Annotated in this window: 23 protein-coding genes; 3 read left to right on the top strand and 20 right to left on the bottom strand. The window is 70.3% G+C overall.

Translation table 11 applies throughout. The features are described from left to right. Nucleotides 1-88: 88 nt before the first annotated feature. The 12 genes from dmpH to poxR form a co-directional block, all read right to left on the bottom strand. Entirely contained in the window at nt 89-877 is a 789-nt protein-coding gene (gene dmpH, locus BKK81_RS27095; protein ID WP_071019277.1) for a 2-oxo-3-hexenedioate decarboxylase, read from the bottom strand. Nucleotides 878-961: 84 nt separating this feature from the next. After that, nucleotides 962-1,768, bottom strand: coding sequence for a 2-oxopent-4-enoate hydratase (gene dmpE, locus BKK81_RS27090; RefSeq protein ID WP_071019274.1), 807 nt, complete (start codon nt 1,766-1,768; stop codon nt 962-964). Between the two features lie 8 nt (nt 1,769-1,776). Then, nucleotides 1,777-3,231 (bottom strand): 2-hydroxymuconic semialdehyde dehydrogenase, encoded by a 1,455-nt coding sequence (locus tag BKK81_RS27085; protein WP_071019271.1) that lies wholly within the window; start codon nt 3,229-3,231, stop codon nt 1,777-1,779. A 320-nt stretch (nt 3,232-3,551) separates the two neighbouring features. Beyond that, nucleotides 3,552-4,484 (bottom strand): catechol 2,3-dioxygenase, encoded by a 933-nt coding sequence (locus BKK81_RS27080; RefSeq protein ID WP_071019269.1) that lies wholly within the window; start codon nt 4,482-4,484, stop codon nt 3,552-3,554. Nucleotides 4,485-4,570: 86 nt separating this feature from the next. Then, entirely contained in the window at nt 4,571-4,876 is a 306-nt protein-coding gene (locus tag BKK81_RS27075; RefSeq protein ID WP_071019266.1) for a 2Fe-2S iron-sulfur cluster binding domain-containing protein, read from the bottom strand. A 63-nt stretch (nt 4,877-4,939) separates the two neighbouring features. Further along, nucleotides 4,940-6,010 carry an NADH:ubiquinone reductase (Na(+)-transporting) subunit F gene (locus BKK81_RS27070; protein ID WP_071019263.1) on the bottom strand — a complete coding sequence of 357 codons (1,071 nt, stop codon included), beginning with the start codon at nt 6,008-6,010 and terminating at the stop codon, nt 4,940-4,942. Between the two features lie 25 nt (nt 6,011-6,035). Further along, nucleotides 6,036-6,395 (bottom strand): phenol hydroxylase subunit P4, encoded by a 360-nt coding sequence (locus tag BKK81_RS27065; protein ID WP_071019260.1) that lies wholly within the window; start codon nt 6,393-6,395, stop codon nt 6,036-6,038. Nucleotides 6,396-6,436: 41 nt separating this feature from the next. Beyond that, nucleotides 6,437-7,951 (bottom strand): aromatic/alkene/methane monooxygenase hydroxylase/oxygenase subunit alpha, encoded by a 1,515-nt coding sequence (locus BKK81_RS27060; protein WP_071019257.1) that lies wholly within the window; start codon nt 7,949-7,951, stop codon nt 6,437-6,439. Between the two features lie 67 nt (nt 7,952-8,018). Further along, complete coding sequence (locus BKK81_RS27055) at nt 8,019-8,291, bottom strand: MmoB/DmpM family protein (protein ID WP_071019255.1); 273 nt, start codon at nt 8,289-8,291, stop codon at nt 8,019-8,021. 10 nt (nt 8,292-8,301) lie between these two features. Next, nucleotides 8,302-9,297: an aromatic/alkene monooxygenase hydroxylase subunit beta gene (locus tag BKK81_RS27050; protein WP_071019249.1), complete on the bottom strand. Its 996-nt coding sequence runs from the start codon at nt 9,295-9,297 to the stop codon at nt 8,302-8,304. Between the two features lie 93 nt (nt 9,298-9,390). Beyond that, nucleotides 9,391-9,615: a phenol hydroxylase subunit gene (locus BKK81_RS27045; protein ID WP_071019247.1), complete on the bottom strand. Its 225-nt coding sequence runs from the start codon at nt 9,613-9,615 to the stop codon at nt 9,391-9,393. Between the two features lie 767 nt (nt 9,616-10,382). Beyond that, nucleotides 10,383-12,089 (bottom strand): phenol degradation transcriptional regulator PoxR, encoded by a 1,707-nt coding sequence (gene poxR / locus BKK81_RS27040; protein ID WP_071019244.1) that lies wholly within the window; start codon nt 12,087-12,089, stop codon nt 10,383-10,385. A 178-nt stretch (nt 12,090-12,267) separates the two neighbouring features. On the opposite strand from poxR, the gene BKK81_RS27035 reads away from it, so the two are divergent. Further along, complete coding sequence (locus BKK81_RS27035) at nt 12,268-13,170, top strand: patatin-like phospholipase family protein (protein ID WP_071019242.1); 903 nt, start codon at nt 12,268-12,270, stop codon at nt 13,168-13,170. 23 nt (nt 13,171-13,193) lie between these two features. Here BKK81_RS27035 and BKK81_RS27030 read toward each other — a convergent pair whose 3' ends face one another. Continuing rightward, nucleotides 13,194-13,733: an isochorismatase family protein gene (locus BKK81_RS27030; RefSeq protein WP_071019239.1), complete on the bottom strand. Its 540-nt coding sequence runs from the start codon at nt 13,731-13,733 to the stop codon at nt 13,194-13,196. Between the two features lie 379 nt (nt 13,734-14,112). On the opposite strand from BKK81_RS27030, the gene BKK81_RS27025 reads away from it, so the two are divergent. Continuing rightward, nucleotides 14,113-15,330 (top strand): CaiB/BaiF CoA transferase family protein, encoded by a 1,218-nt coding sequence (locus BKK81_RS27025; RefSeq protein ID WP_071019236.1) that lies wholly within the window; start codon nt 14,113-14,115, stop codon nt 15,328-15,330. A gap of 169 nt (nt 15,331-15,499) precedes the next feature. On the opposite strand, the gene BKK81_RS27020 is transcribed toward BKK81_RS27025, so the two are convergent. The 6 genes from BKK81_RS27020 to BKK81_RS26995 form a co-directional block, all read right to left on the bottom strand. Next, nucleotides 15,500-16,513 (bottom strand): tripartite tricarboxylate transporter substrate binding protein, encoded by a 1,014-nt coding sequence (locus BKK81_RS27020; protein WP_071019233.1) that lies wholly within the window; start codon nt 16,511-16,513, stop codon nt 15,500-15,502. Between the two features lie 73 nt (nt 16,514-16,586). After that, complete coding sequence (locus BKK81_RS27015) at nt 16,587-18,389, bottom strand: acyclic terpene utilization AtuA family protein (RefSeq protein WP_071019230.1); 1,803 nt, start codon at nt 18,387-18,389, stop codon at nt 16,587-16,589. Beyond that, nucleotides 18,386-20,437 carry an acetyl/propionyl/methylcrotonyl-CoA carboxylase subunit alpha gene (locus BKK81_RS27010; protein WP_071019228.1) on the bottom strand — a complete coding sequence of 684 codons (2,052 nt, stop codon included), beginning with the start codon at nt 20,435-20,437 and terminating at the stop codon, nt 18,386-18,388. Before BKK81_RS27010 ends, BKK81_RS27015 begins: the two co-directional genes overlap by 4 nt. Before the next feature lie 115 nt (nt 20,438-20,552). Beyond that, nucleotides 20,553-21,410, bottom strand: a complete 858-nt coding sequence (locus BKK81_RS27005; RefSeq protein ID WP_071019226.1) for an enoyl-CoA hydratase/isomerase family protein — start codon at nt 21,408-21,410, stop codon at nt 20,553-20,555. Between the two features lie 104 nt (nt 21,411-21,514). Beyond that, nucleotides 21,515-22,675 (bottom strand): acyl-CoA dehydrogenase family protein, encoded by a 1,161-nt coding sequence (locus BKK81_RS27000; RefSeq protein WP_071019223.1) that lies wholly within the window; start codon nt 22,673-22,675, stop codon nt 21,515-21,517. Between the two features lie 236 nt (nt 22,676-22,911). Next, nucleotides 22,912-24,531, bottom strand: coding sequence for an acyl-CoA carboxylase subunit beta (locus BKK81_RS26995; protein ID WP_071019221.1), 1,620 nt, complete (start codon nt 24,529-24,531; stop codon nt 22,912-22,914). A 222-nt stretch (nt 24,532-24,753) separates the two neighbouring features. On the opposite strand from BKK81_RS26995, the gene BKK81_RS26990 reads away from it, so the two are divergent. Further along, on the top strand, nt 24,754-25,503 hold the full coding sequence (locus BKK81_RS26990; protein ID WP_071019218.1) for an IclR family transcriptional regulator: 750 nt from the start codon (nt 24,754-24,756) through the stop codon (nt 25,501-25,503). 78 nt (nt 25,504-25,581) lie between these two features. Here the strand turns inward: BKK81_RS26990 and BKK81_RS26985 are convergent, their stop codons facing one another. Continuing rightward, complete coding sequence (locus tag BKK81_RS26985; protein WP_231908101.1) at nt 25,582-26,280, bottom strand: 4'-phosphopantetheinyl transferase family protein; 699 nt, start codon at nt 26,278-26,280, stop codon at nt 25,582-25,584. Between the last annotated feature and the right edge of the window lie 25 nt (nt 26,281-26,305).

The following is a 26,305-nucleotide window of genomic DNA, read 5'->3' as shown; positions in this document are numbered from 1 at the left end:
GGGCGGGACGGCTGGCGCGGGGGTACGACGAAGGCAAATAGGTCTGCGTACGCCTTGCCGCCGCGTGGCACCACCCCACCCCCAAGCCTCACACAAAGCGCATCGACACCGACCCCAGCCGCTGGTAGCGCACCGTCACGTTGTCGCCGGCGGCCACCGCCACCGCCTCCGTCACGCCGCCGGTCATGATGAAGGTGCCCGCCGGCAGTTCGCGCCCGCGCGCGCCCAGCATGTTCGCCAGCATCGCCACGCTGTTGGCCGGATGGCCCAGCACGGCGGCGCCGGCGGCGGTCGCCACCACTTCGCCGTTCTTCTCCAGCACCACGCCGAGATTCTTCAGGTCCAGCCCTTCCACCCCCAGGCTGGTGCCGCCGGTGACGAAGCGCGCCGACGAAGTGTTGTCGGCGATCACGCTCTTCAGGTCGAAGCGGAAGTTCTCATAGCGCGAATCGATCACCTCCACCGCCGGCAGCACGAAATCCGTCGCCGCCAGCACGTCGCCGATATGGCAGCCCGGGCCCTTCAACGGCCGCTTGAGCACGAAGGCGATCTCGGCTTCGACCTTGGGATGGATCAGGCCGGAAGTGTCGATCGCCGCGCCGTCCATGCAGGCGCCGTAGTCGGTCAGGAAGCCGTAGACCGGCTCGCTCACCCCCATCTGGCGCATCTTGGCAAAGGAGGTCAGCCCCATCTTCAGTCCGGCGATGCGCGTGCCACGCGCTTCCTTGCGCGCGCGGATGGCGTCCTGGATCGCGTAGGCGTCGTCCCAGTCCATGTCCGGATGGGCGTCGGTGATCTTGCGTACCGCCTCGCGCTGCAGCTCGGCGTTCTCCAGGTGCTCGGCGAGCTGCCGGATGGTCTCTTGTGTCAGGTTCATGGTCTTTCCTTGTAGCTTGTGGCTCATGGCTCATGGCTCATGGCTCATGGGCGGTGGCCTGTGGCTTGCGCGGGGACGGCCCCCTCAGACGAAGCGCACGCCGGCCGAGCCGACGCCGCCCAGGCTGATGCGCAGCTGGTCGCCCGCCTGCACCGGCACCATCGCCGCCAGCGAGCCCGACAGGATCACCTCGCCCGCCTTCAGCGCGATGCCCAGCCGGCCCAGCGTATTGGCCAGCCACGCCACCGCATTGGCCGGATGGCCGAGCGCGGCCGCGCCCGCTCCGGTGGCGACGATCTCGCCGTTCTTCTCCAGCGTCATGCCGACCGTGCCCAGGTCCAGCCCGCGCGGGTCCACCGCCGCGTCGCCCAGCACGAACACCCCCGAGGACGCGTTGTCGGCCACCGTGTCCTGGATGCGGATCTTCCAGTCGCGGATGCGGGAATCGACGATCTCGAAGCACGGCAGCACGAAGGCGGTGGCGCGCAGCACGTCGGCATTGGTGACGCCGGGACCGGCCAGGTCCTCCTTGAGCACGAAGGCGATCTCGCCCTCGGCCTTGGGCGCGATCAGCGTGGCAGCCTCGATGGCCGCGCCGTCCGGATAGACCATGCCCGACAGCAGGTGGCCGAAGTCCGGCTGGCGCACGTCCAGCATGTCCATCACCACCTTGCTGGTGACACCGATCTTCTTGCCGATCACGCGCTCGCCGGCATCCAGCCGGTGCTGCACCATGGCCAGCTGGATGCGGTAGGCGTCGTCGATCGACAGCGCCGGCCAGCGCTCGGTCAGCGGCGCCACCGCCTGGCGGCGCACCAGGGCCTGGTGCAGGCTGGCGCCGATCTCGCGCAGTTGCTGCGCCGGCAGGCCTTGTTGCAGGGCTTCTTCCATGTCTTGCCTCACAGTTTCACGCAGATATTGCGCAGCTCGGTGTAGAACTCCAGCGAATGCACCCCGCCCTCGCGGCCGATGCCGGATTGCTTGGCGCCGCCGAAGGCGGTGCGCAGGTCGCGCAGGAACCAGGCGTTGATCCAGCAGATGCCCACCTCCAGCGCCTTGCCCATGCGGTGCGCGGTGCCCAGGTCCGAAGTCCACACCGTGGCGGCCAGCCCGTAGGGCGTATCGTTGGCCAGCGCGATCACCTCCTCCTCGGTGTCGAACGGCGCGATATGGCAGCAGGGCCCGAAGATCTCCTCGCGGATCACCGCCGCGCTCTCGGGCAGGCCGGTCCAGATGGTCGGCTGCACCCAGGCGCCCTCGGCCAGCGCGCCCGGCATCTGCGGCACGCCGCCGCCGGTCACCACGGTGGCGCCCGCCTCGGCCGCCTTGCGGTAGTAGGACAGGACCTTCTCGCGGTGCTCCAGCGACACCAGCGGGCCCATGGTCACGCCGGCCTCGTTGGGCGGACCCAGCTTGAGCCCTTCGGCCTTGGCCTTGAGCGCGGCGACGAAGCGCTCGAAGATGGGCCGCTGCACATAGACCCGCTCGGTGCCCAGGCACACCTGGCCGCTGTTCTCGAAGGCCGAGCGCGTGATGCCGGCCACCGCCTTGTCGAAGTCCGCGTCGGCGAAGACGATGCCGGCGTTCTTGCCGCCCAGCTCGAACGACACCGGGCGCACACCGCGCGCCGCCGCGCGCATGATGGCCTCGCCGGTGCGCGTCTCGCCGGTGAAGGTGATGCCGTCCACATCCGGGTGCTCGGTGAGGAAAGCGCCCGCCGAGTCCGGGCCGAAGCCGTGCACCACGTTGTAGACGCCGGGTGGCACGCCCACCTCGTTCATCACCTCGCCCAGCAGCGTGGCGGTCGCGGGCGTCTCCTCCGAGGGCTTGACCACCACCGTGTTGCCGCAGGCCAGCGCCGGGCCGACCTTCCACGTCATCAGCAGCAGCGGCAGGTTCCACGGGCACACCACGCCGATCACCCCGCGCGGTGTGCGCACCGCGTAGTTGACCGCTTCGCCGCCGTCCGGCGTGGCCATGGCAAAGCTCTCGGTCGGCACGTTCTTGATCAGGTCGGCGAAGACCTTGAAGTTGGCCGCGCCGCGCGGGATGTCGACATGGCTGGCCAGCGACAGCGGCTTGCCGGTATCGGCGATCTCCGCCTGCAGGAAGTCATCGAAGCGGCGGTTGATGCCGTCGGCCACCGCGTGCAGCAGTTCCACGCGCTGGGCCACCGTCATGCAGCCCCAGGGGCCCGCGAGCGCGGCACGCGCGGCGGCCACCGCCGCCTCTACCTCCGCGCGGCCGGCTTCGTGCACGCGCCCGATCAGGCTGTTGTCGACCGGGTTGCGGTCATCGAATTGGCGGCCGGTGGCGACCCACTGGCCGTTGATGAAGTTCTGGAAGTCTTTCATGGTGCTTGTCTCGTTATGGCTTGGGGATGGCGGGGGAGGCTTGCTTCTTTCGTTCGCTCGGTTCCCGGTGCGCTTCGCTTTTCCGGGGGGCTGGGAAAACACGCAGGCCTTCGCCACGGCAATCGCCCGCCCTCACCCCCGGCCCCTCTCCCATTGCATGGGAGAGGGGAACAAACCCTCGCCAGAGCGACCTTCCCCGCCCGCGATGAACCTGGCTCCCCTCTCCCGCTCGCGGGAGAGGGGTTGGGGGTGGGGGCTGGCGCCCGCGTCATGCGATGGCCCGCACGATGCCGAGCACCGCCTCATTCGAAAACTCCCCCTCAGGTCAACACATTCAAGAAGGCATCATTGAGCTTGCGGTCGTGATAGAAGATCGCCCGCCCCAGCTCGTTATCGGTCCAGGTGATGGTCGGCTTGTCCGGGTAATGGATATAGCCGCCGGCGAAGACCTCGTTGCGGTTGCCCGAGGGGTCGAAGAAGTAGATGGTGGCGCCGCGCGTGATGCCGTGCCGGGTCGGACCGATGTCGAGCGATACATCGCGCTTGGAGATGATGTCGGCCGCCTTCAGCACCTCGCTCCAGTTGTCGAGCTGGAACGAAGCGTGATGGAAGCGGTTCTTCTCCGGGTGGCGGATAAAGGCGATGTCGTGCGCCTTGTTCGAGCAGGTCAGGAAGGCGCCGATCACCATCCGCTCCGGCCCCGCCACCACCTCCTCGGCCAGCGAGAAACCCAGCACGTCGCGGAACAGCTTGACCGTGCCGTCGAGGTCGTCGCCGTACAACAGGCAGTGGTCGAAGCGGCTCGGCGCCATGCCGCGCAGGTCGTCCGGCCAGGGGTCCGGATTCAGGTCGCCGGTCTGGCAGCCGAGCTTGTCCTTGTCCGCGAACAGCTCGATGGCATGGCCGGTCGGGATGGTGAAGCGGAAGCGCCGGCCGGTGCGCAGGTGCTCGCCGGCGGGAATCCAGGCGCAGTCCTGCGCCAGCCCGCTGGCGGCCACTTCGCCCGCCAGCCGCTCCAGCGTGGCGTCGCTGTCGACGCGGAAACCCATGTAGTCCATGCCCGGGCTGTCGGCCTCGCGCAGCACCACGCTGTGATGGTCGTGCTCGTCCCAGGCCTTCAGGTAGACGCGGCCCTGCGCGTCGCGGCCGGTCTCCTGCAGCCCGAGCACGTCGATATAGTGTTTCAGCGCCGGTTCCAGTTCCAGCACGCGCAATGCCACGTGCCCCGGGCGCAATACGCCAGTCAATGCCATGTTCGTCTCCTTGATGTCCGGATCTGCGATCCGTGTTTGTCGTCACCGCCCTCGCGGCGCTTTCGCTTGCTCGACAGTCGGCCCCGCTAGCGCGCCTTGTCCAGGCAACGCGCCAGCAGCGCCGCCGGCCGCAAGCGGATATCGCTGTCGGGAAATGCCTTGCAGGCCAGCACCAGCCCCTGCCCCTGCTCCGCCTCCGACAGGCAGGCGCGGCTCATCTTGCCGGTGCGGTAGCGCCCCGACTCGATGCGGACCTTGCAGACGCCGCAGCCGCCGCCGCGGCAGCCCGCGGGGATGCCGCGCTGCCCCAGCACTTCCATGGCACGCAGCAGGTTCTGCCCCGGGTCGCAGGGGTAGCGCTGCCCGCTGTCCGCTATCTCCACCGTATGCATGTCTGTCTCCTTTGCACGCTTGGTGCGCTTTGTGTGCTTGGTGCGCTTTGTGCGCCTTGCCCGTCAGATCTTGAACAGCGGACTGCGCGCGCTGTTCTGCGCATCGCTCGCGGACAGGAACTTCTCGGTATGGATGTCCGCCTCGAACAGCCGGCCCTGCATCAGGGTGCGGATGCAGGCTTCGATCATCGGCGGCGGCCCGCACAGGTAGGCCTTGTGGCCGCGGAAGTCCGCACGCCCGTCGCCATCGGCATAGAGCGCGGCCAGCGCCTCGTGCGCGAAGCCGCGCGCACCCTGCCAGGCACTGTCGGCCGGCTCGTCGGACAGCGCCGGCACGTAGCGGAAGTTCGGATGGCGTTCGGCCAGCGCACGGAACTCGTCCTCGCAGTACAGCTCGGCCCGGTTGCGCGCGCCCTGCACCAGCGTGATCGGCAAGGTCTCGCCAGCGGCCAGCAGTTCGCGGATCATCGCGCGCGGGCTCGACAGCCCGGAGCCGCCCGCCAGGAACAGCATCGGCGCCTGTGCCGAGCGGCGCACGAAGAAGCGGCCGTAGGGCGCGGAAAAGCGCAAGGCGTCGCCGACCGCCAGCCGCTCGTGCAGGTAGCCGGTGGCCTGGCCGCCCTCCACCTTGCGCACATGCAGTTCCACCAGTTCCTCATCCGGCGCATTGGCCAGCGAGAAGGCGCGCGGCTGGTCGCAGCCCGGCACCTGCAGGTTCAGGTACTGGCCCGCCTGGAATGCCACCTTCGCACCGCCCTTGACCCGCAGCCAGATGCCACGGATGGTCGGTGTAAGCGCGCGCACGTCCACCACTTCGGCCTCGTAGTCGGCCAACGGTAGGCCCAGCGCATCGGCGTCCTCCTCGATGTCGGCCTCGATGGTCAGGTCCGACTGCGCGGTGGCGCAGCAGGCCAGGCACTGGCCGTTGTCGCGCTCGAAGTCCATCAGCGCGAAGCTCGAAGCCTCGCCCTGGTCGACCTCGCCCTCCACCACCTGCACCTTGCAGGTGGCGCACAAGCCGTGGCAACAGGCGTGCGGCAGCCATACGCCGCTGCGCAGGCAGGCATCCAGCACGGTCTGCCCGGGTGCGATCGGGATGGTCTGCCCGATCGGCTCGATGGTCAGCGAATACATCTTGCGTCTCCTTGCGCGGCGGCGCTCAGCTCGCGCTGCCGCCGATACCGTCCAGGCCGGGCGTGCGGAAGCGGATCACTTCCTTGTGGCCGAGGCCGTTCTCCTCCAGCGTGGCGTCGAGGTCGGGCTGCCAGGGCCGGCCACCGCGCAGCCACTCGACCCGGCTCCAGTCGATGCGGCCGAAGTCGGGGTGGTAGCCATAGACGCCGGGCAGCACCTGCTCGACCACCTCGCGCAGGCGCATCGCGGGCGGGAAGGGGAAGCAGTGCGGCGCGCAGAACAGCAGGTGCTGGTCCCAGCCGACGTAGAGCAGGCGGTTGCCGTGGAACACCGCCTCGCGGTCGGCGGGTTCGAAGCGGTATTCACCGATGGATGCGACGGACATGATGTGTCTCCTTATGCGTGGGGTCCGGGGTGGCGCGGCGCTCAGGCAGCCGGGTGCGGCACGCCCTTCCAGGCATTCCAGTTCTTCTGGTCCTGCGAGCCTTCGAAGTCGAGGTTGTCGGCGCCCAGGTTGAGCCGGTACCACTTGAGCACGTCCTCCAGCGAGGCACCGCCGCAGTTGCCCTGGTAGATCTGGTGCACCGGCAGCCAGGCCTGGGCATACTTCTCGGGCTCGCCGTCGAAGATGTCCTTGCAGCCGTCCGAGCAGAAGTGGAACTTCATGCCGTGGTAGCTGCTCTCGCGATAGCAGGTCTGCGTGGGGTCGTCCGGCTCGGAGAACACCATCGGGATCTGGCAGGTCTGGCACAGCATCGGCAGCGTGCCGTTGTAGAAGCGCTCGCCGGCCTGCTGGCGCTCCTGCCAGTAGTCCAGGCGCGGCTTGTAGTAGCGCGCGAAGGTCTGCGGATACTTCTCGTCCAGCCATGCCATCTCGTCGGGCTTCGGGATCCAGGTGTGGAAGCCGGCGGCGGCCGCATAGTTGTAGAAGGTGCCCCAGGCCTCGTGGGTGATGCGGTCCTTGGTCTTGGTGGCGACGTCGTGGTACTTGGGCAGGCGCAGGCCGTAGCGCTCCAGGTCCTTGAAGAGCGCCCCGCCGGCCTGCTCGAAGTACATCTCCCAGGCCTCGGCCCAGGACATCACGCGGCGCGGCAGCATGTAGTCCATCATCATGCCGACCAGCGTCAGCAGGCGGAAGCCGCGCCAGAACCATTTGTCGAGCCACTTCTGCAGGATCGGGATGTTGTCCGGGTCCTGCTCGCACAGGAACTTGACCACCTCCAGGCCCAGCGTCATGTGGCGCGACTCGTCCGACTGCGCGGAGAAGCCGAAGGTCACTGTGGCCATGTCGCCGTTGTAGGCGGCGCCCGACATGAAGGGCATGAACAGCAGGTTGGTCAGCACGTACTCGAAGGAGAACGAGATCGCGGTGATGAACTCGAACGGCCCCGCGCTCATCGCGTCCTCGAAGTAGGACTTGGGCACCGACAGGTACCAGACGCGGTCATGCATGTGGCGCCACTCGCCGAAGCCGTGGAAGTACTTGTTGTAGACCGACAGCGTGTGCAGCTGGGTCTGCGCGTGGCGCAGCTCGTCGATCGATTGCATCTGCGCCGCGACGCGCGCGCCGGCGCCGCGGAAATGGCGCCCCAGATGGGCATAGCCGCGGTGCGCGGCATACTCCAGCGGCGTCACGCCGGTCAGGAACAGCCGCAGCGCATTCAGGTAGCGCGCGTCCGAGACGTTGAGGTGGCCGTTGTTCTGCACGAAGGAGTCGATGATCGCGTACAGCTTGCGCTCCTTCTCCGACTGGTACTTCCAGTACGCGTCCATGGTCATGCGGAAGGGATCCTCCCACTTGTCCCAGTCGTGGATCTTGATGCCTTCGTACTTGTCGAAGGGAAAGACCTTGTCCATCGGCTCGTAGGTGGTCTCCCAGCCGAGGTCGCGCGTCATCGTCGCGTACTTCTCGCGCAGGTTGAGCTTCTTGCGTGCGTCCATGATGTCTCCGTGTGCTCTGCTATGGCGTGCGGTTGCCGTTGCTTGTGTGCGGGGCGCCGAGCCGTGCTCAGGCGCTCCAGTGCAGCGTGAAGGCTTCGTCGGTCTCGTCGATGTTGCCGGACAGCGAGATCAGGTTCAGGTGGATCTCCTGCAGGTCCCAGTCGCGGCCGAGCTTGTCGGCCACCAGCTCGCGCACGATGGTCAGGCGCCCCGGGGCGTCGATCTTGACCATGGCGGGGAACTGCGACACCACGGCGAGCGGGTTGGCCTCGGCGATGGCCTCGATGATGGGACGGGTGTCGTCGTTGTTCTGCAGGGCGATGTAGACGTTGGCGCTCATGGCATTCTCCTCAGGCGGCCACGCCGAGCTTGGCCAGCCGGGCGTCGAATTGTTCGAGGCACAGGGCGATCGCCTGCTCTCCTTCGCCCCCCAGCAGGATGGCCGCCACCGGCCGCAGCGCCTCGGCCGCCTGCGCGCGTGCCTCGGCGGCCCAGCGCGACAGCAGCGCGCGGTTGGCCTCGGACTCGGCGGCCGCCGTCTGCACCACCGCGTCGACCCAGCGCACGTGCTCGTCGCGCCAGTCGTTCATGAACTCGGTCACCACGGCCAGCCCGGTGCCGCAGGCGCGCACGATGGCCGCGTCGGCATGCTGGTAGACGAGCGGATAGAGCAGCCCGTCGAGCGCCAGGTTCTGCGTGACGAAGGTCTGGAACCAGTCCTCGATGACGAAGCTGTGTTCGACGAAGCGGCGCAGCGGCTGCCATGCCTCGCTCTCCAGCCAGGCCGCGCGCGCCCGCTCCAGCGCAGCACCCGTGTTGCCGTCCAGCAGCAGGCCGATGCGCGACAGGTACTGGGCGATGCCCAGCCGGTCCATCGCGCAGTAGGTGCAGGCCTGCGTGATGGCCGTGCCCCAGCCATAGTCGGCGCAGTAGAAGTTGTTCATGTTCGCCGCCCATTCCACGTGGCGCAGCGGCAGCAGGCCATCGGTCAGGCGCTCGCGCCATTCCAGCGGCAGCGCCTGCAGCAGCCCGCGCTTCTCGACGAAGGCGAAGTTCTTCTCGGCCGCTTCCTGCTGGCGCCCGCGCATACCGACGTAGGCGCCGTAGTAGTACTGGCGCGGGTCCTTCAGCGCATACCAGTCCGCCATCTCGATGGCGGTGCGGCGCTTGTCGTACAGCTCGAACTGCGGCGCCCAGGTCGGGCGGTAGTGGAAGTTGACCTCGGACTGGACGTCGTAGGTCGCCTCCTGGTAGCGCGAGGCCGGCTTGTCGCCGAAGCGCCGCGCCACGTGGCCGTAGGTCTGGCGCAGCGGCTGGATCTGCTGCGTCTTGATATCGACTTGCATCGCGTTGTCTCCTGGTTTGTATCGTGGTGCCGGCGCGGGTGCGCCGGCGGTGGGGGCTCTGGCGGCCCGTTGTGTGTGCCCGGTGGATGCCTGCTAGGCGTCCTCGCCGCTATCGACGGAGGCCGCCTCTGCCGGCAGGAAGCGCACATGGTTGGCGCTGCAGAAGGCTTCGAACATCGGCTCCGGCAGGATGAGTTCGACGTTCAGGTCGGGATCGGCGACGCTGAAGGCGAACAGCACGAAGCCCTCCGGCGTGCGGCCTTCCACGCGCACGTAGCGCGGCGTGGCTTCGAACAGCGGGACCGATTGATTGATCATGGCGTCTCCAGGTGCGTGGCATCCGCGTGCTGCCGTGCCGCATCGCGTTGTGCTTGCCCGGACTATTGCGAAGACCGTGCCAGCCCGCGCAAAGGCACGCCAGATCAGCGTTTGCGGCACAGATGGCGATGCCAGGCCCGGCCCATCTCCGTACAAACCCGGAGAGATCGCTGCGCCACCGCTCGATCAATTCATCAAGCTCCGCCGCGCACTTGATCAAATGATCAAAAGCCGCGCCAGGCGGCCGTTTGCGGGCAGCGGCCGCTGCCGCCGCCGTACTTGCGCATCGCAACAACGAAGCCCTGCCAAAAGGGCCCGGGCGCTCAGCTGCCGGGCCGCACGGCGGAACGCGGCGCAGCATCGCCAGGCCGCGCCGCGCCGGACCCGGCGCAGCGCTGACGTGCGGGATGCATCAAATGATCAAATCGGAGGAATGCGTGGGGGGCGGCTGGCTCCGGACGGAGCGATACGGGCTGCGCCGTGGCGGCTGTCTCCCCGCTCCCGCTTGCGGGAGCGGGGCCGGGGAGAGGGCAGGCACTGGCTATGCCGTGACGGGCGGGATCGCACCGTCGGCTTCGTTTCCGTGCCCGCGTTCTGGATCACACCGAGGGCTTCGCTCGATGCGACGCCTCGCTAGACCACCCCTCTCCTCAACCCTCTTCGTGCGGGGAGAGGGAGCCAAGACCGTGTGCTTGGCGATTGGTGTTGGCGCATCTCGCCGGCTTCGGCATGCGCGTCGGGGTTCGCGCCGCGCCGGCCGGCTCCCCTCACCCGCGCGTGCCGCGCGTCTTCCATCGGTACGCCAGCTGGGGCCGCGTCAGCCCGAGCAGCCGCGCCGCCTGGCTCAGGTTGCCGTCGGCGCGCTGCATGGCAGCCTCCATCAGCACGCTTTCCACCTCGCCCAGCGCCAGGCCGTTCTCGGCCATATAGTCCAGCAGGCCATGCACCGCGGCTTCGCGCAGGCCGGGCAGCGCGCCCTGCTCGCCCAGCCTGGGCGTGGTGTCGACCCCGGCCGGCGCTTCGGTGCCGGGCAGGAACAATTGCTCGGCGCTGATCTGGCCGCCGTTGGCCGCCAGGATCACGCCGCGCTCGATCACGTTCTCCAGTTCGCGCACATTGCCCGGCCAGTCGTAGCGGCGCAGCTCGGCCAGCGCGCGATCGGTGATGCCGAGGATCTTCTTGCCATGGCGCGCGCCGTAGCGCGCGATGAAGCGCTCCGCCAGCAGCCGGATGTCGTCCAGCCGCTCGCGCAGCGGCGGAATCGTGACCGGGTAGACGTTGAGCCGGTAGTACAGGTCCTTGCGGAAGGTGCCCTGCCTGACCGCCTCGGCCAGGTCCACATTGGTGGCGGCGACCAGGCGCACGTCGACCTTGCGCGCCTCGTTGCCGCCGACGCGCTCTACCTCACCCTCCTGCAGCACGCGCAGCAGCTTGGACTGCGCCGAGGCGGACAGCTCGCCCAGTTCGTCCAGGAACAGGGTGCCGCCGTGAGCACGCTCGAAGCGGCCGGCACGCGACTGGTGGGCGCCGGTGAAGGCGCCCTTCTCCACGCCGAACAGCTCGGACTCGATCAGTTCGTCGGGGATGGCGGCGCAGTTCACCGCCACGAAGGGCTTGTCGGCTCGCGCGCTGACGCCGTGCAGGGCTTGCGCGAAGCGCTCCTTGCCGACCCCGGTCTCCCCCAGCAGCAGCACCGTCACGCTGCTGCCGGCGGCGCGCTGCAGCAGGTTCCAGGCGGCGCGGAAGCCCGGCGAGCCGCCCACCAGGTCGGCGGGCTGGTCGTTGGCGCGCTGCAGGGCACGCAATTGCTCCACTTCGCTCTGCAAGGCCAGGATGGTGTCGATGACCGGGTCGGGCTGGTACAGCGCCAGCTCGGCCTCGCCGTCCTCCCACTGCTCCAGCGGCTTGCCCAGGATGCGGCAGTGGGGCTGGCCGCAGCCCACGCATTCCAGCTCGCGGTAGAGGATGGTCTTGCCCATCAGCGCCGAGGTATAGCCGGTGGCGTAGCCGATCTGCATCCAGCACACCGGCGCCTGCGCCACGCCGAACATCTGCCGGTGCACATCGCCCTCGAAGGAGTCTTCCCAGAGGAATTCGCCGTGGTAGACCCCGGCGGCGATATTGATGTCCACGGTCAGCGGCGTCACCCTGACCACGCCCTCGATGGTGTGCAGGCAGGGCCCCATCTCGAGCATGCCGAAGTCGCTGTGGCCCGAGCGCATGGTCTTGGCCAGTTCGGCATCGCGCAGCCCGGAATGGAAGCCCATGCGCATGAACAGGCCGCGCGCGCGCTCCATGCCGAGGGTATCCACCAATTCCTTGCGCAGGGCGCCCAGCGCCGCCGTATGCAGCAGGATCATGCGCTGCTCGCCCAGCCAGATCGACCCCTCCTTCATGGCGAAACGCAGCCGGCGGGCGAGGTTGGACAGGCCATCGCGCATGGTGGCCGAGAAATTGTCGGTAGAACTGCTCATCGTCTCCTCTCTTCGCGCCGCTCTGCTGGCGGGCGTACCATTTTTCCACATGGCTATGCACATTATGTGCCATCGCGGTGCCGGCGCCTCCGGGTGCCGGACACTGGCCGTCGGCGCGCGCACGATATACCCTAGTCGCAGACCTCTCCCACTGCGATCTGCTGCATCGCAATACGCCATGGACAAGACAGCCTTCGTTTTCGCCGGCGGCGGCAGCCTCGGCGCCGTCGAGGCCGGCATGCTGCGCGAGCTGGTGGCCTCCGGCCTGATCCCCGACTTCGTCGTCGGGGCCTCGGCCGGCGCCATCAACTGCGCCTATTTCGCCTGCCATCCCCACGCCGAGGGAACGTCGCGCCTGGAAGCGCTCTGGCGCGGCGTGCGGCGCGACGATGTGATGCCATGGTCCTGGCGCAACCTGCTGGGCATGTTCGGCGGACGGCGCGGGCACCTGGTGGAGTCCACCGCGCTGCAGCGCCTGCTGGCACTCCATTTCGGCAACGCCCGCATCGAGAACGCGGCGGTGCCGCTGCATGTGGTGGCCACCGACATGCACAGCGGCGAGGAAGTCGTGCTGTCGTCCGGCAGCCTGGTCGATGCGGTGCTGGCCAGCGCCGCCATCCCCGGCGTGTTCCCACCCGTGCGGGTGGACGGGCGCGCGCTGATCGACGGCGGCGTGGCCAACAACACCCCGGTTTCCACCGCGGTCCGGCTGGGCGCCACCCGCGTGCTGGTGCTGCCGGCCGGCTTCGCCTGCGCGCAGCGGCGCGAACCGCGCGGCGCCATCGAACACGCCTTCAACGCCCTGTCGCTGCTGGTAGCGCGCCAGCTCGTGCACGACCTCGAACGCTGGTCGGACGTGGCCCGCATCAGCGTGGTGCCGCCGCTGTGCCCGCTCGATGTCTCGCCCTACGACTACAGCCGCTGCGGCGAACTGATCGATCGCGCGGCCGAGGCCACCGCCGCCTGGCTGAGCGCCGGCGGACTCGACAGCTGCAAGGTGCCCGGCGCGCTGCATCCGCACGACCACGACGCCGAACACCCGAGCTGCAGCGCGGACCTGCCGGCCTCGGCGGTGTCCTGAGCCTCGAATGGATCGATGAGAGACTAGAAGCGGCACGCCTCGGCAGTGACGAGCTGCGCGAAGGCGCTGCCGAGCGTGCGGTTGTGGTGCGCGATGATGGCCGCCGCGGGCAGGTCCGGCGTGTCCATGCAGGTATGCGCGTCGGCCACCAGCACCGGCCGCAGGCCGAGATCGGCCGCGGCGCGGCAGTTGGCGTCGACACAGTACTGCGTCTTCATGCCGACGATCACCAGCTCGCCGATGCCGGCCTGCGCGAGGCGCGCCTCCAGCCCGGTGCCGACGAAGCCGCTCGGCCGGGTCTTGTCGAACACGATGTCGTGTGCCGCATCCACGTCGAGGCGCGGCAGCAGCTGCCAGGCCGGGCTGCCCGGCGCGATCGGCGAGCCTGCGGGTCCGGTATGGCGCGCGGCGAGGACCGGCGCGCCGGCGGCACGCGCACGCGCGGCAAGCCGGTTGATGCGGGCGAGCACGCGCTCGCCTTCGTAAGGCGGCTCGGGGCCATCGAAGAGGCCGCACTGCATGTCGAGGATCAGCAGCGCGCGGCGGGCGGAAGGTTCTGGCATGTGTTTCTCCTGCTCATGTCGTCTGGGTGGGGGGCATGCCCCGCGTTGTCCCGGCATGGACGGAGAAACGAAAAGGCCCCGTCCATCGCTGGCGGGGCCTTGAAACGGTATGCGTTCCGACTCGATACCGTCCTCACGACCCGCCTGGCGCGGTCGTGGTGGTAGTGGTCGTGATCGGGGAAATGGCGCGCAGCGCGTCGGAATGCATGAGCGCCATGATGCGCGTGCCGGCGACCCGCCGTCAATCCTCCTGCGAAGCGCACGCCGCCTCGCCACGGCATGCTTCGCCTGCGGCTTACGCACGCTTCGGCACTGAGAAATTGCGTGAACGCGTGCCGCGCTCAATGATGCCGTACACCGACTTCCACGAAAGACATCGATGAGCGCAATCCTCCAGGGCATCAAGGTGCTCGACCTGACCCGCGTGGTCGCTGGCCCCTGGGCCACGCAGAACCTGGCCGACATGGGTGCCACCGTCTACAAGATCGAGAAGCCGGGCGACGGCGATGACACGCGCAAGATGGGGCCCTTTCTCACCGACGCGCAAGGCAGGACCAGCAATGACTCGGCCTTCTACCTGTGCTGCAATCGCGGCAAGCAGTCGATCACGGTCGACATCTCGCGGCCCGAGGGCGCCGAGCTGGTGCGCCGGCTGGCCGCGCGCTGCGACGTGGTGGTCGAGAACTACAAGGCGGGCAGCCTGCGCAAATACGGCCTCGACTACGACTCGATCCGCGCGCTGCGGCCCGACATCATCTATTGCTCGGTGACCGGCTTCGGTCCCGACGGCCCCTACGCCGCGCGCCCGGCCTACGACTTCATCCTGCAAGGCATGGCGGGCCTGATGAGCACCTGCGGCCAGCCCGACGGCAGCGCCGGCGCCGAGCCGATGCGCACATCGATCCCCATCACCGACATCCTGACCGGCCTCAACGCCAGCGTGGCCCTGATGGGCGCGCTCTACCACCGCCTCGCCACCGGCGAGGGCCAGTACATCGATGCCGCCATGCTCGATGCCTCGGTGGCGGCCAACGGCCATCTCGGCCTCGGCTACCTGATGACGGGCAAGGTCCCGGGACGCGCAGGCAACACCAACCCGGTGGCGGCACCGTCCGAAGTATTCGCCTGCCTCGACGGCCACCTGATCGTGGCGGCCGGCAACAACGGCCAGTTCGCGGCGCTGTGCAAGGTGCTGGGCTGCGCCGAGCTGCTTGAGGACGAGCGCTTCCGCGAGAACACCGGCCGCGTGGCCAACCGTGCCGCGCTGCGCGATCGCATCGGCGCCTGCGTGGCCGGCTGGCATGCGGCGGAACTGCTGTCCACGCTGGAACGTGCCTTCGTGCCGTGCGGCCCGATCAATGCGCTCGACGCTGTCTTCGCCGACCCGCAGGTGCGCCATCGCGATCTGCTGCTGAAGCTGCCGCATGGCCGCGGCGTGGATGCCCCCTCCCTGCGCAGCCCGCTGCGCTTCTCCGCCACCCCGGTGGAAATGCGCGCGCCGCCGATGCTGGGCGAGCATACCGAGGCGGCGCTGCGCGCGGAACTGGGACTCGGCGACGCCGAGCTGGCGGGGCTGCGCGAGCGGGGGGTGTTGTAGCGATGACGCCGGGGAAGGCATCGCCGTGGCTGGCGCCGGCCCTCTCCCCCGGCCCCTCTCCCGCACGCGGGAGAGGGGAGCAAACCGACGGGGTGCGAAGCCCGAGCGCACCCGATAGCGCCGTCGGCCTGATCGGACACGCCAGGACGCCACCGCGTCCCGCGCCACCTCAATCGAGATGGATGTCCGCCTGCTTCACCACCGTGGCCCAGCGCGCCGCTTCCTCGCGGATGAAGGACTGGAACTGTTCGGGCGTGCCGCCGACCGGCTCGATGCCGTAGTCGACCAGGCGGGCATGGACATCGGCTTGCTTCAGCACGGCCGCCATTTCCGCCGAGAGCTTGTCCAGCACCGGCCTGGGGGTCTTCGCCGGCGCCAGCAGGCCGATCCAGCTCGAGGCGGACGCGGCGGGATAGCCGGCCTCGGCGATGGTCGGCACGTCCGGCGCGGTGGGCCAGCGCGCCGGTCCGGTGATGGCCAGGGCCTTGACCTTGCCGGCGCGCACCTGCGGCATCATGGTCTGCACCGAGTCGAAGATCACGGCGATCTGGCCGGAGAACAGATCGGGGAGCGCCGGCGAGATGCCTTTGTAGGGCACGTGGGTCATCTTGACGCCGGCCGCGCGGGCGAACAGCTCTCCCGTCAGGTGCGCGCCCGAGCCGTTGCCGCTCGAGGCGAAGGTGAGGCGCTGCGGGTTGGCCTTGCCCCAGGCCACCAGCTCCTTCACGCTGTTCGGCGGCAACTGGCCGCTGGACACCATCAGCATCGGGATGCGCCCGATCTCGCTGACCCCGGTCAGGTCCTTGACGGGGTCGTAGCTCATGTGCGAGTAGAGGCTCGGATTGATGGCGTGCGCGGCCACCACCACCAGCAACGAATAGCCGTCCGGCGAGGACTTGGCGACGTTGTCCGAACCGATCATGCCGTTGGCGCCGGGACGGTTCTCCACCACCACCGGCTGGCCCAGCCGTTCGGCCAGCTTCTGCATCACCAGCCGCGTGACGGTGTCCGAGACGCCGCCCGGCGTGTACGGCACGACCACGCGGATGGGCTTGCTCGGGTAAGCCGCCTGCGCCGCGGCGGCGGCCGGCAGCAGCGGCAGCGCCAGTGCCAGCGCGGCGGCGCCCAGCAGCGCGCGCAGGCGCGGTCGTTGCAGGCCTTGCCTGCCTTGGGGGTAAGCCATGATGTCTCCTCCGGGTGTGATGGCGCGCCCGTCTCTCGACCGGCGCGCGGTGGCCTGCCGTCCGCAGCCGGGTCTATGCCCAGCTCTGCGGGACCGACAAGGGAAAATCGAGCAGCATCTGGGCGAAGCTCTTGCCGAGCGGGTCGGAGCGCAGGCTGGCCACGCCGCCGCCGCCGAGCGCGCCGTGCAGCAGGAAGTTGAGCGCATGCAGGCCGGGCACCTCGAAGCGTTGCACCGCGCCCTCCCCTGCGTCCCTGAGCAGGTGGGCGAAATAGGCCTGCACCGCCGCCGCCGTCAGCTGCTCGCGCAACAGCGGCAGGTAACGCGGCTCGCGCGCGATCACGCCGATGTTCTCGTCGTCGCCCTTGTCGCCGCTGCGGGCATAGGCCAGCGCCACCAGCGGGCGCGGCACACGCGGCTCCTGCGGCAGCGGCGGTGCCTCCGCCGACGCGAGCGGCACCGCCGCGACGGCTTCGCCGCAGTGGGCCGCGCAGGCCAGCACCACGCGCGCGCCTTCCATCTCCACCGCCATCGGCACCGTGGCCTTGGGTACCAGGAAGGACGACACCTTGACCACCGGCTGGATCTCGCTGCGCCCCGAGAACGACGAGCGTGTCCCCGCCGCCATCGAGGTGCCGGCGGAAGCCGCCTCGCGTTGCAGGAAGGCCAGACCGCGTGCCAGCGGGTGGCGCGCGGCGACGCGCAGCACCACCTCGCGTGTCGGCAGCACGCGCGCATGCGGGCCGTACTGCGACTCGCAACCCAGCAGTTCCACCACCGTCTCCGAGTAGTCGGGCAGGCCCTGCTCGGCCAGCAGGCGCCGCGTGCGCGCCAGCAGCGCGTCGGCGGTGCGGCGTGCCTTGGCCGGGGCGTCGATGCCGCGGATGGCCATCATCAGGTTGAGCTGGAAGCCATCCTGCCAGGTCGCGTTGCCCTTGTAGTCACTGCCGGGCGCACGGCCGCGCGCGCCGCTCAGGCGGACCCGGCCGGGGCCGTCCTGCTCGGCCTTGACCAGGCGGAAATCGCAGGTCACGTCCGGCATGCGGTAGTCCGCCGGATCGCCCACTTCGTACAGCACCTGCTCGGCCGCCGCGGCCGCCTCGACCAGCCCGCCGGTGCCCTCCGGCTTGCTCAGCAGCACGCTGCCATCGGCCGCGCAGTCGATCACCGGGTAGCCGATGCGGTCCCAGTCCGCCACGCGCTCCCAGTCGGTGAAGAGGCCGCCGGTAGCCTGCGCGCCGCACTCGATCAGGTGGCCGGCCAGCGTGCCGGCGGCCAGGCGGTCCCAGTCGTCCCAGCGCCAGCCGAATTCGTGCACCAGCGCACCCACCACCACGGCGCTGTCGACGCAGCGGCCGGCGATGACGATCTGCGCGCCCATCTCGAGCGCACGCGCGATGCCCTGCGCGCCGGTGTAGACATTAGCCGACCAGGGCGCCTCGGGCAGGGTGCCGCCGTCGAAGGAATGCAGGCCCTGCGCGCGCCAAGGCGCGTAGTGCGGCAGCACATCGTCGCCGCTCACCACCGCGATGCGCGGCGACAGCCCCTGTTCGCGCGCCACCGCCATCAGCGCATCGCGGCAGGCGTGCGGATTGAGACCGCCGGCGTTGGCCACCACGCGCACGCCGCGTGCCAGGATCTCGCGCAGGTGCGGCGCCATCGCCGCCTGCACGAAGTCGGTGGCATAGCCGAGCGCCGGGTTCCTGGCGCGCGCGCGCGCCAGGATCGACATGGTGGTCTCGGCCAGGTAGTCGTAGACGAGGTAGTCGAGGCCGGGCACGGCCAGCAACTGCGGCGTCGCCATGGCGGAATCGCCCCAGAAGCCGGAGGCGCCGCCGATGCGGACCGCGCCGCTGCGATTCACACCGGTGCTCATGCCTGGCCCTCCACCGTGGCGCTGCCCGGCTGCCCGGCCGACGCTGCCGGCGCTGCCTGCACGCGCGCCAGCAGCGCCCCGGCGCGCGCCTGGCCGCCGGCCCGCGCCGGCAGTTCCGCCACCACGCCGGCGAACGGCGCCACCAGGGTATGTTCCATCTTCATCGCCTCCAGCACCACCAGCGCCTGCCCCGCGGCCACGCTGGCACCCTCTTCCACATGGACGGCGACGATGCGCGCCGTCAACGGCGCCAGCAGCGCCCCGTCCCCCGCGGCCGCGCCGGCGCCGCGCCGGCGCCGCGCATCCTCGCGCTCGAAGCGCCAGGCGCGCCCGCCCGCGCCCAGGTGCAGCACCTGGCCGTCGCGCGCGCTCACCAGCGGCCAGGCCGCGCCGGCGCATTCGACCAGCGCATCGCCGCGCGCCGGGTCGGCACGCAGCACGCGCAGCGGCAGCCGCTGCGCGCCGGCACCATCGCGTGTCTCGTGGTCGCCGGCAGGCTGCACCTGCGCCTGCCAGCCCGCGCCCTCCGGATACAGCGTCACGCGCCAGGCGCGCTCGCCCAGGCGCAGCGTCATGGCCACCGGCGCCGCCGCCAGCACTGCCGTGGCCCGCCCGTCGAGCAGGCCGGCGCTGGCCAGCGCGGCACAGGCCACCACCGCCGGTGCCGGCTCGGCGGGCTGCAGCGCGGCCTGCAGGTGCGTGGCGACGAAGCCGGTATGGACATCGTTCGCGGCGAAGGCCGGATGCGCCAGGCAGTCAGCCAGGAAGCCCTGGTTGGTGGGCACGCCGAGCAGCACGCAGTCCTCGACCGCGCGCAGCAGCTTGCGCCGCGCCTCCTCGCGCGTGCTGCCATGGGCCACCAGCTTGGCAACCATCGAGTCATAGTGGGTCGGGATGGTGCCGCCCTCCTCGAGCGCGTGGTCGACACGCACCTCGCGCCCCTCGGCAGGCGGGCGCCAGCGCAGCACCGGCCCGCCCTGCGGCAGGAAGCCGGCCGGCACGTCCTCGGCGGTCAGGCGGACCTCGATGGCATGGCCGCGCAGCGCCACCTCGTCCTGCGACACCGGCAGCGGCTCGCCGGCCGCCACGCGCAACTGCCACTCGACCAGGTCGAAGCCGGTGATGGCTTCGGTCACCGCGTGCTCCACCTGCAGGCGCGTGTTCATCTCCATGAAGTAGAACTCGCCCTGCGCATCGAGCAGGAACTCCATGGTGCCGGCGCCGACGTAACCGATGGCGCGCGCCGCGCGCACCGCCGCTTCGCCCATGCGCGCGCGCAGGGCCGGCCCGACCGCGGGCGACGGCGCTTCTTCCACCACCTTCTGGTGGCGGCGCTGCACCGAGCAGTCGCGCTCGCCCAGGTGGATGACGTGGCCCTGGCTGTCGGCGAAGACCTGGATCTCCACGTGGCGCGGCGCGATCACCGCGCGCTCCAGGATCAGTTCCTCCGAGCCGAAGGCGGCGCCCGCCTCCGAGCGCGCGCTGGCCAGCGCGGCGGCCAGGCCGGCGCGCTCCTGTACCAGCCGCATGCCGCGGCCGCCACCGCCGGCGGCCGCCTTGACCATCAGCGGGAAACCGATGCGGGCGCCCTCCGCCAGCAGGGTGGCGTCGTCCTGCGCTTCGCCCTGGTAGCCGGGCACGCAGGGCATGTCGGCGGCCTGCATCAGGCGCTTGGCCTGGGCCTTGTTGCCCATGGCGCGGATCGCCGCCGCCGGGGGACCGACGAAGACCAGGCCGGCGGCGGCGACCGCCTCGGCAAAGTCGGCGTTCTCGGCCAGGAAGCCGTAGCCGGGGTGGATGGCGTCGGCACCGCTGGCGCGCGCCGCGGCGATGATGGCGTCGATGTTCAGGTAGGAATCGCGCGGCGCGGCGCCGCCGATGCGCACCGCGCGGTCGGCGCAGGCCACGTGCGCGCCGTGGCGGTCGGCCTCGGAATAGACGGCCACCACCCCCAGGCCGAGACGGCGTGCCGTGCGCATGATGCGCAGCGCGATCTCGCCGCGGTTGGCGACCAGCAAGGTATGGAAAGGACGGGTGCTAGCAGGCATGGCTTGGATCCGGTAAGAAAGCGGTCGGGCCAGCCGGGGCCCGTTCTCGCATCAGAACGTCAGTACATCGGTGCATCGGTGCATCGGTGCATCGGTGCATCGGTGCATCGGTGCGTCAGTGCGGCAGCACGGCCGGCGCTTGCGCGGCGCGCACGGCATCGGCATCGAAGTGCGCGACCCAGGCGGCATCGCGCTTGTCGCGGAAGGCCTGCACGCCTTCGGCGCCCTCGTCGCGTATGCACTCGGCAAACACGCGCGCCGCGTCGTCCAGCAGGCCGGGCAGCGGCTCCGCGCCGCAGCGCGGCACCAGTTGCTTGAAGGCGCGGTTGGCATGGGGCGCGCAGCGGCACAGCTGCGTCAGCCAGCGTGCCAGCAGCGCGTCGAGCGCGGCGCTGTCCACGGCCAGTTCGTCGACCACGCCGAGCGCGCGCGCCGCCTCGCCGCTGACGCGCTCGCCCGTCAGGCCCAGGCGGCGCGTGACGCGCGCACCCAGCCGCGCCACCACGAAGGGGGCGATCTGGGCGGCGATGATGCCGAGCGAGGTCTCGCTCAGCGCGAAGCGCGCGTCCTGCGTGGCCAGTACCACGTCAGCCGCACAGGCCAGGCCCATGCCACCGCCCATGGCCGCGCCCTCCACCACCGCGATCACCGGCAGCGGCAGTTCGGCCAAGGCCTGCATGAAATGGCCGAACAGGCGGTTGCGCGCGGCCACGGGGTCATCGAGCCCCGGCGCGGCCGCCAGGCGCGCCTGGAAGTTGCCCACGTTGCCGCCGGCGCAGAAGAAGCCCTGGGCGCCGCGCAGCACCAGCGCCCGCAGCGAGGTATCGCGGCGCGCCGCGTCGACCGCCGCGGCCAGCTCGTCCACCACCTCCGGCGCCAGCGCGTTGCGCGTGTCGGGGCGGTTCAGCGTGACGAAGAGCACGTCCTGGTAGCGGCGGACGATGACCGGTGCTTGTGCGGCGTCGTATGGCATGGCGATTGACGAAAGGTGATTGGCGTTTGGTGATTGGCGATCGGCAGCGGTGCTGCCTTGCCAAGGTAAGGTGATGGCCCGGCCCTGGCGGCCGTGCGGCACGCTCAGCCGCGCGCCATCAACCCCATCTGCTTGGCGATCACGGTCAGCATGACCTCGTCGGCGCCGCCGCCGATCGAGCCCAGGCGGAAGTCGCGGTAGGCGCGCGAGACCGGGTTGTCCCAGGTGTAGCCCATGCCGCCCTGGAACTGCATGCACCAGTCGGCGATCTCGCGCGATACGCGGCCGGCCTTGAGCTTGGCCATCGAGGCCAGCTCGACCACGTCGCCGCCGTCGATATAGGTCTGCGTGGCCATGTAGACCAGCGCGCGCAGGGCCTCCAGCTCGGTCTTCAGCTCGGCCAGCTTGAACTGGATGAACTGGTTGTCCAGCAGCGGCTTGCCGAAGGCGTTGCGCTGGCGCAGGTAGGCGGCGGTCTCCTCGATCAGCCAGCCGGCGGCGAGCCGCCGCGCGGCGCCGTTCAGGCGCTCCTCCTGGAACTGCTTCATCTGGTAGATGAAACCCATGCCCTCCTCGCCGATGCGGTTGCGCGCAGGCACCCGCACCTCGTCGAAGAAGATCTGCGCGGTGTCCGAGCTCCACATGCCGAACTTCTTGATCTTCTGCACCTCGACGCCGCGCGCGCGCTTGCCGCCCTCCCGCAGCGGCACGATGATCAGCGACTTGTTCTTGTGCACCGGACCGTCGGAGGTGTTGCACAGCAGGCAGATCCAGTCGGCCTGGGTGCCGTTGGTAATCCACATCTTGGAGCCGCTGATCACGTAGTCGTCGCCATCGCGGCGCGCGCGCGTCTTCAGCGAGGCCACGTCGGAGCCGGCGCCCGCCTCCGACACCCCGATCGACACCACCATTTCGCCGGCGATGGCCGGCGCCAGGAACTCGCGCTTGAGCGCGTCCGAGCCGAAGGCGGCCAGTGCCGGCGTGGCCATGTCGGTCTGCACGCCGATGCCCATGCCGATGCCCTGCGCGCGGATATGGCCGAGCGCCTCGGCGGCGGCGACCGCGTAGGAGAAGTCCAGTCCCAGGCCGCCGTACTCGACCGGCTTGGTGATGCCGAGGAAGCCGAGCTCGCCCATCTGCTTGAACAGGGCGTGGGCGGGGAAGATCTCGGCGGCCTCCCATTCGTCGACGTGCGGATCGATCTCCGCCGAGACGAAGCGGCGGATGCTGTCCATGATGTTGCGGTGGTCTTCGGTGTAGAGCATCACTTGTCTCCTGAACTGCTGTGGTCTGGTCGGATCTGGTGGGATCGGTTGTGTCGTAAGGGGCGGCTCCCGGGCGTCGTGGCGGCAAGGCCGGGGGAGAGGACTGGCATGCGCTGGAACGACCCCGCTCGCTCCATGCAGGCGCCTGCCCTCTCCCCCGGCCCCTCTCCCGCATGCGGGAGAGGGGAGCGAACCCGCGCCGCGCTCGCTTCGATCACGCGCCCCGGCAACTCGCCTCAGAAGCGCGCCACGCCGAACTGCACCGGCCGCAGCGCGCGCGCCTGCGCCTCGCGCGCCGTGGCCAGCACGAAGGCCAGCACGGCACGCGTGTCGCGCGGATCGATCACGCCGTCGTCCAGCAGCAGCCCGCTGGTGACGAAGGCACTGGCCTGGCGCTCGAAGTTGGCGACGATCTCCGCGGTCTGCTGCGCCAGGCGCGCTTCGTCGACCGCCGCGCCCTTGCGCTCGGCCTGCTGGCGCGCGACGATCTCCAGCGTCATCGCCGCCTGTTCCCCGCCCATCACCGCGGTGCGTGCATTCGGCCACGAGAAGCAGAAGCGCGGGCGGAAGCCGCGTCCGCACATGCCGAAATTGCCGGCGCCATAGGACGCGCCGCAGTACAGCGTGATCTGCGGCACCTTGGAGTTGGACAGGGCCTGGATCATCTTCGAGCCGTGCTTGATCATGCCGGCCTCCTCCGAGGCCCGGCCGACGATGAAGCCGGTGGTGTTCTGCAGGAAGACGATGGGGGTGCCGGACTGGTTGCAGGCCTGGATGAACTGGGCGGCCTTGGTGGCGCCGGCCGGGTCGATCGGCCCGTTGTTGGTGATGAAGCCCACCGCATGGCCCTCGATACGCGCGTGGCCGCATACAGTGGCCGGACCGTAGTCCGGCTTGAAGGGCAGCCAGGCGGAATCGTCGACCAGGCGCCCGATCACTTCCACCATGTCGACCGGCCGCTTGATGTCCAGCGTCATCACGCCGAGCAGTTCGTCGGCATCGAGGCGCGGCGGCCGTGCCGGCTGCGCGGCCGGCACGCCCGCATCGGCCCAGTCCAGGCTGGCCATCACGTCGCGCGCCATGGCGATCGCATGTTCGTCGTCCTCGGCCAGGTACTCGGCGAGGCCGCTGATGCCGCCATGCATGTCGGCCCCGCCCAGCTCCTCGTCGGTGGCGATCTCGCCGGTGGCGGCCTTCAGCAGCGGCGGCCCGGCCAGGAAGGCGCGCGCGCGCTGGCGCACCATCACCACGTAGTCGGACAGGCCCGGCATGTACGCCCCGCCCGCGGTGGACGAGCCGTGCACCACGGTGATCACCGGCAGGCCGGCGGCCGACAGCCGCGCCAGGTTGTAGAAGATGGCGCCGCCGCGGATGAACTTGTCGACACGGTACTTGCGCAGGTTGGCGCCGGCCGACTCCACCAGGTGGACGAAGGGCAGCCGGTTTTCCAGCGCGATCTCCTGGCAGCGCATCATCTTCAGGTTGCCGCCCTCGGTCATGGCGCCCGCGTCGATACCGGAGTCGGTCACCACCACCATGCAGCGCACGCCGCTGACAAAGCCAATGCCGGCCAGCAGCGAGCCGCCGGGGATGGAGGTCGCGTGGTCGGGATCATCCATGCCGTAGCCGGCCAGCTTGGCCAGCGCGAGGTAAGGCGAGCCGGGATCGAGCAGGCGCGCCAGGCGTTCGCGCGGCAGCAGCGCCCCGCGCTTGGCGAAGGCCGGGCGGGCGCGCTCCGAGGCATCGCTGGCGCGGCGCTCGAGCACCTGCATCTGCTCGATCAGCGCGGCCATGCCGCTGCGCTGCGTGGCGAAGGCGGCGGATGCCGGGTCGAGGCGGGATTCGATGGGAGTCATGGCACAGGGGGTGGTTCCGTGATGGAGCGATTGCAAACCATGGCCGTCCCGCTCACAACTGGAAAACCGGTCTTTGTGCATAATGTGCACAAACGCACGAACGTGCCGGATCCGCCGGAGCACCGGATGCTCCGGCCGCCCGCCTCGCCACGGCATCACGTCACCATCACGTCGCCATTGCGTCGCCATTGCGTCGCCATTACGTCGCCATTACGCACCCCGATGAGCGCCAGCCCCCTCCCCGCCCTCCCTGCCCGCCCGGGCGTGCAAAGCCTGGCGCGCGTCTTCACCTTGCTGGAGTTGCTTGCCGCGCACAACGGCACGGGCCTGGCGCTCCCCGACCTGGCGGCACTGGCCGGCATCGACCGCACCACGGCGCACCGCATGGTGCGTTTCCTCGAAAGCGCCGGCCAGGTGGAGCGCGAAGCCGCCGGCAAGCGCTACCACCTCGGCCCGGCAGCGATGGCACTGGGCCTGCGCGCACTGAACCGCACCGCAGCCGACAGCGCCCTGGTGGTGAAGATGAAGGCTCTGGCCCGCCTGACCGGCGACACCGTATTCCTGATCGCCCGCCTGGGCGACCACGGCCACTGCCTGCACACCGAGGAAGGCAGCCACCGCATCAAGTCCTTCCACATGCTGACCGGCAGTTCGCGCCTGCTGGGCCAGGGCACCGGCAGCATGGCCTTGCTGGCCGGGCTGGACAATAGCGAGATCGCCGCGCACTTCGCCCGCCACCGCGGCGAATACGAGGCCGGCGGACTGAGCCTGCTCAAGCTGCAGCGCGGCGTCGAGCGCTGCCGCCGGCTGGGCTACGCGCTGGCCGGTGCCGAAGGCGTGGCGGGCATCGGCTATGTGCTGCCACCGCCGATGGGGCCGGATGCGGCCATCAGCATCGTCTCCGCCACCACGCGCATGCCGGCGAGCCGGCGCCATGAGATGGGCGGCGTGATCGCGGCGATGTTCGCCTGAGGCGGGCGTACGGGCCCGAGGGCCAAGCTAGGCTAGGCTAGGCTCGGCTCAGCTCGAGCTCCGCCCGCATCGCGGATGTCAGTTGCCGCCGCCATCCTGCGCGCCGGCCGGCGGCTGCTGGCACCAGTGGCGCAGCGTCCGCGCGGCGGCGCCATCCACCTGTGCCGGCCCGCCGCTGCTCAGGGCGAACACCGCGCCATGGGCGACCCAGGTGCAGGCATCGGCCTGCGCGGCGGACACGGCGCGCAGCGTGGCCTCGCGGCCGAGCATGGCGGCGAACAGGTTGCCACCGTTGCGCTTGAGCCAGGCTTCCTTGAGGGTCCAGGCGTGCAGGAAGGCCAGCAGCCGTGCCGGCTCGTCCGCCTCCGCGCGCACCAGGTCGGGCAGCGCAGCGCGTTCGGCGGCGCTGCTGGTGGCCTCGGCCAGCGCGGCCAGGCCGCGGCGCGGCCGGATCGCTTCCAGGTCCAGGCCGACCGGCGCGGCGGCCACCGCACAGGCCACGCGGTCGGCCGAATGCGAGAGCGAAATCCAGGCCGGATACGGCCCGCTCGCCAGCGGCGGGCCCTCGCCTCCCGCCGACAGGGTCCAGTCGCCCCAGCCGCCGCCCATGGCCCGGGCCAGCGCCTGGCGCGCCAGCCAGCGGCCGGCGACGAACTGCGCGCGGCGCGGGCCGGCCGACAGGGCGGCAAAGCGGACCAGCTCGGCGGGCGACAGCCAGCCGGCCGGCGGCGGCAGCGCGCACATGAGCCCGTCCACGGTGTCCGTCAGCACGGTCACGCGCAGGGCTGCGGGTGTGGAGGCC

It is taken from the genome of Cupriavidus sp. USMAHM13 (assembly GCF_001854285.1).
Taxonomy (GTDB): domain Bacteria; phylum Pseudomonadota; class Gammaproteobacteria; order Burkholderiales; family Burkholderiaceae; genus Cupriavidus; species Cupriavidus malaysiensis.
The sequence above is the reverse complement of the archived record's forward strand: the minus strand, read 5'-3'. Positions and strand labels throughout refer to the sequence as shown.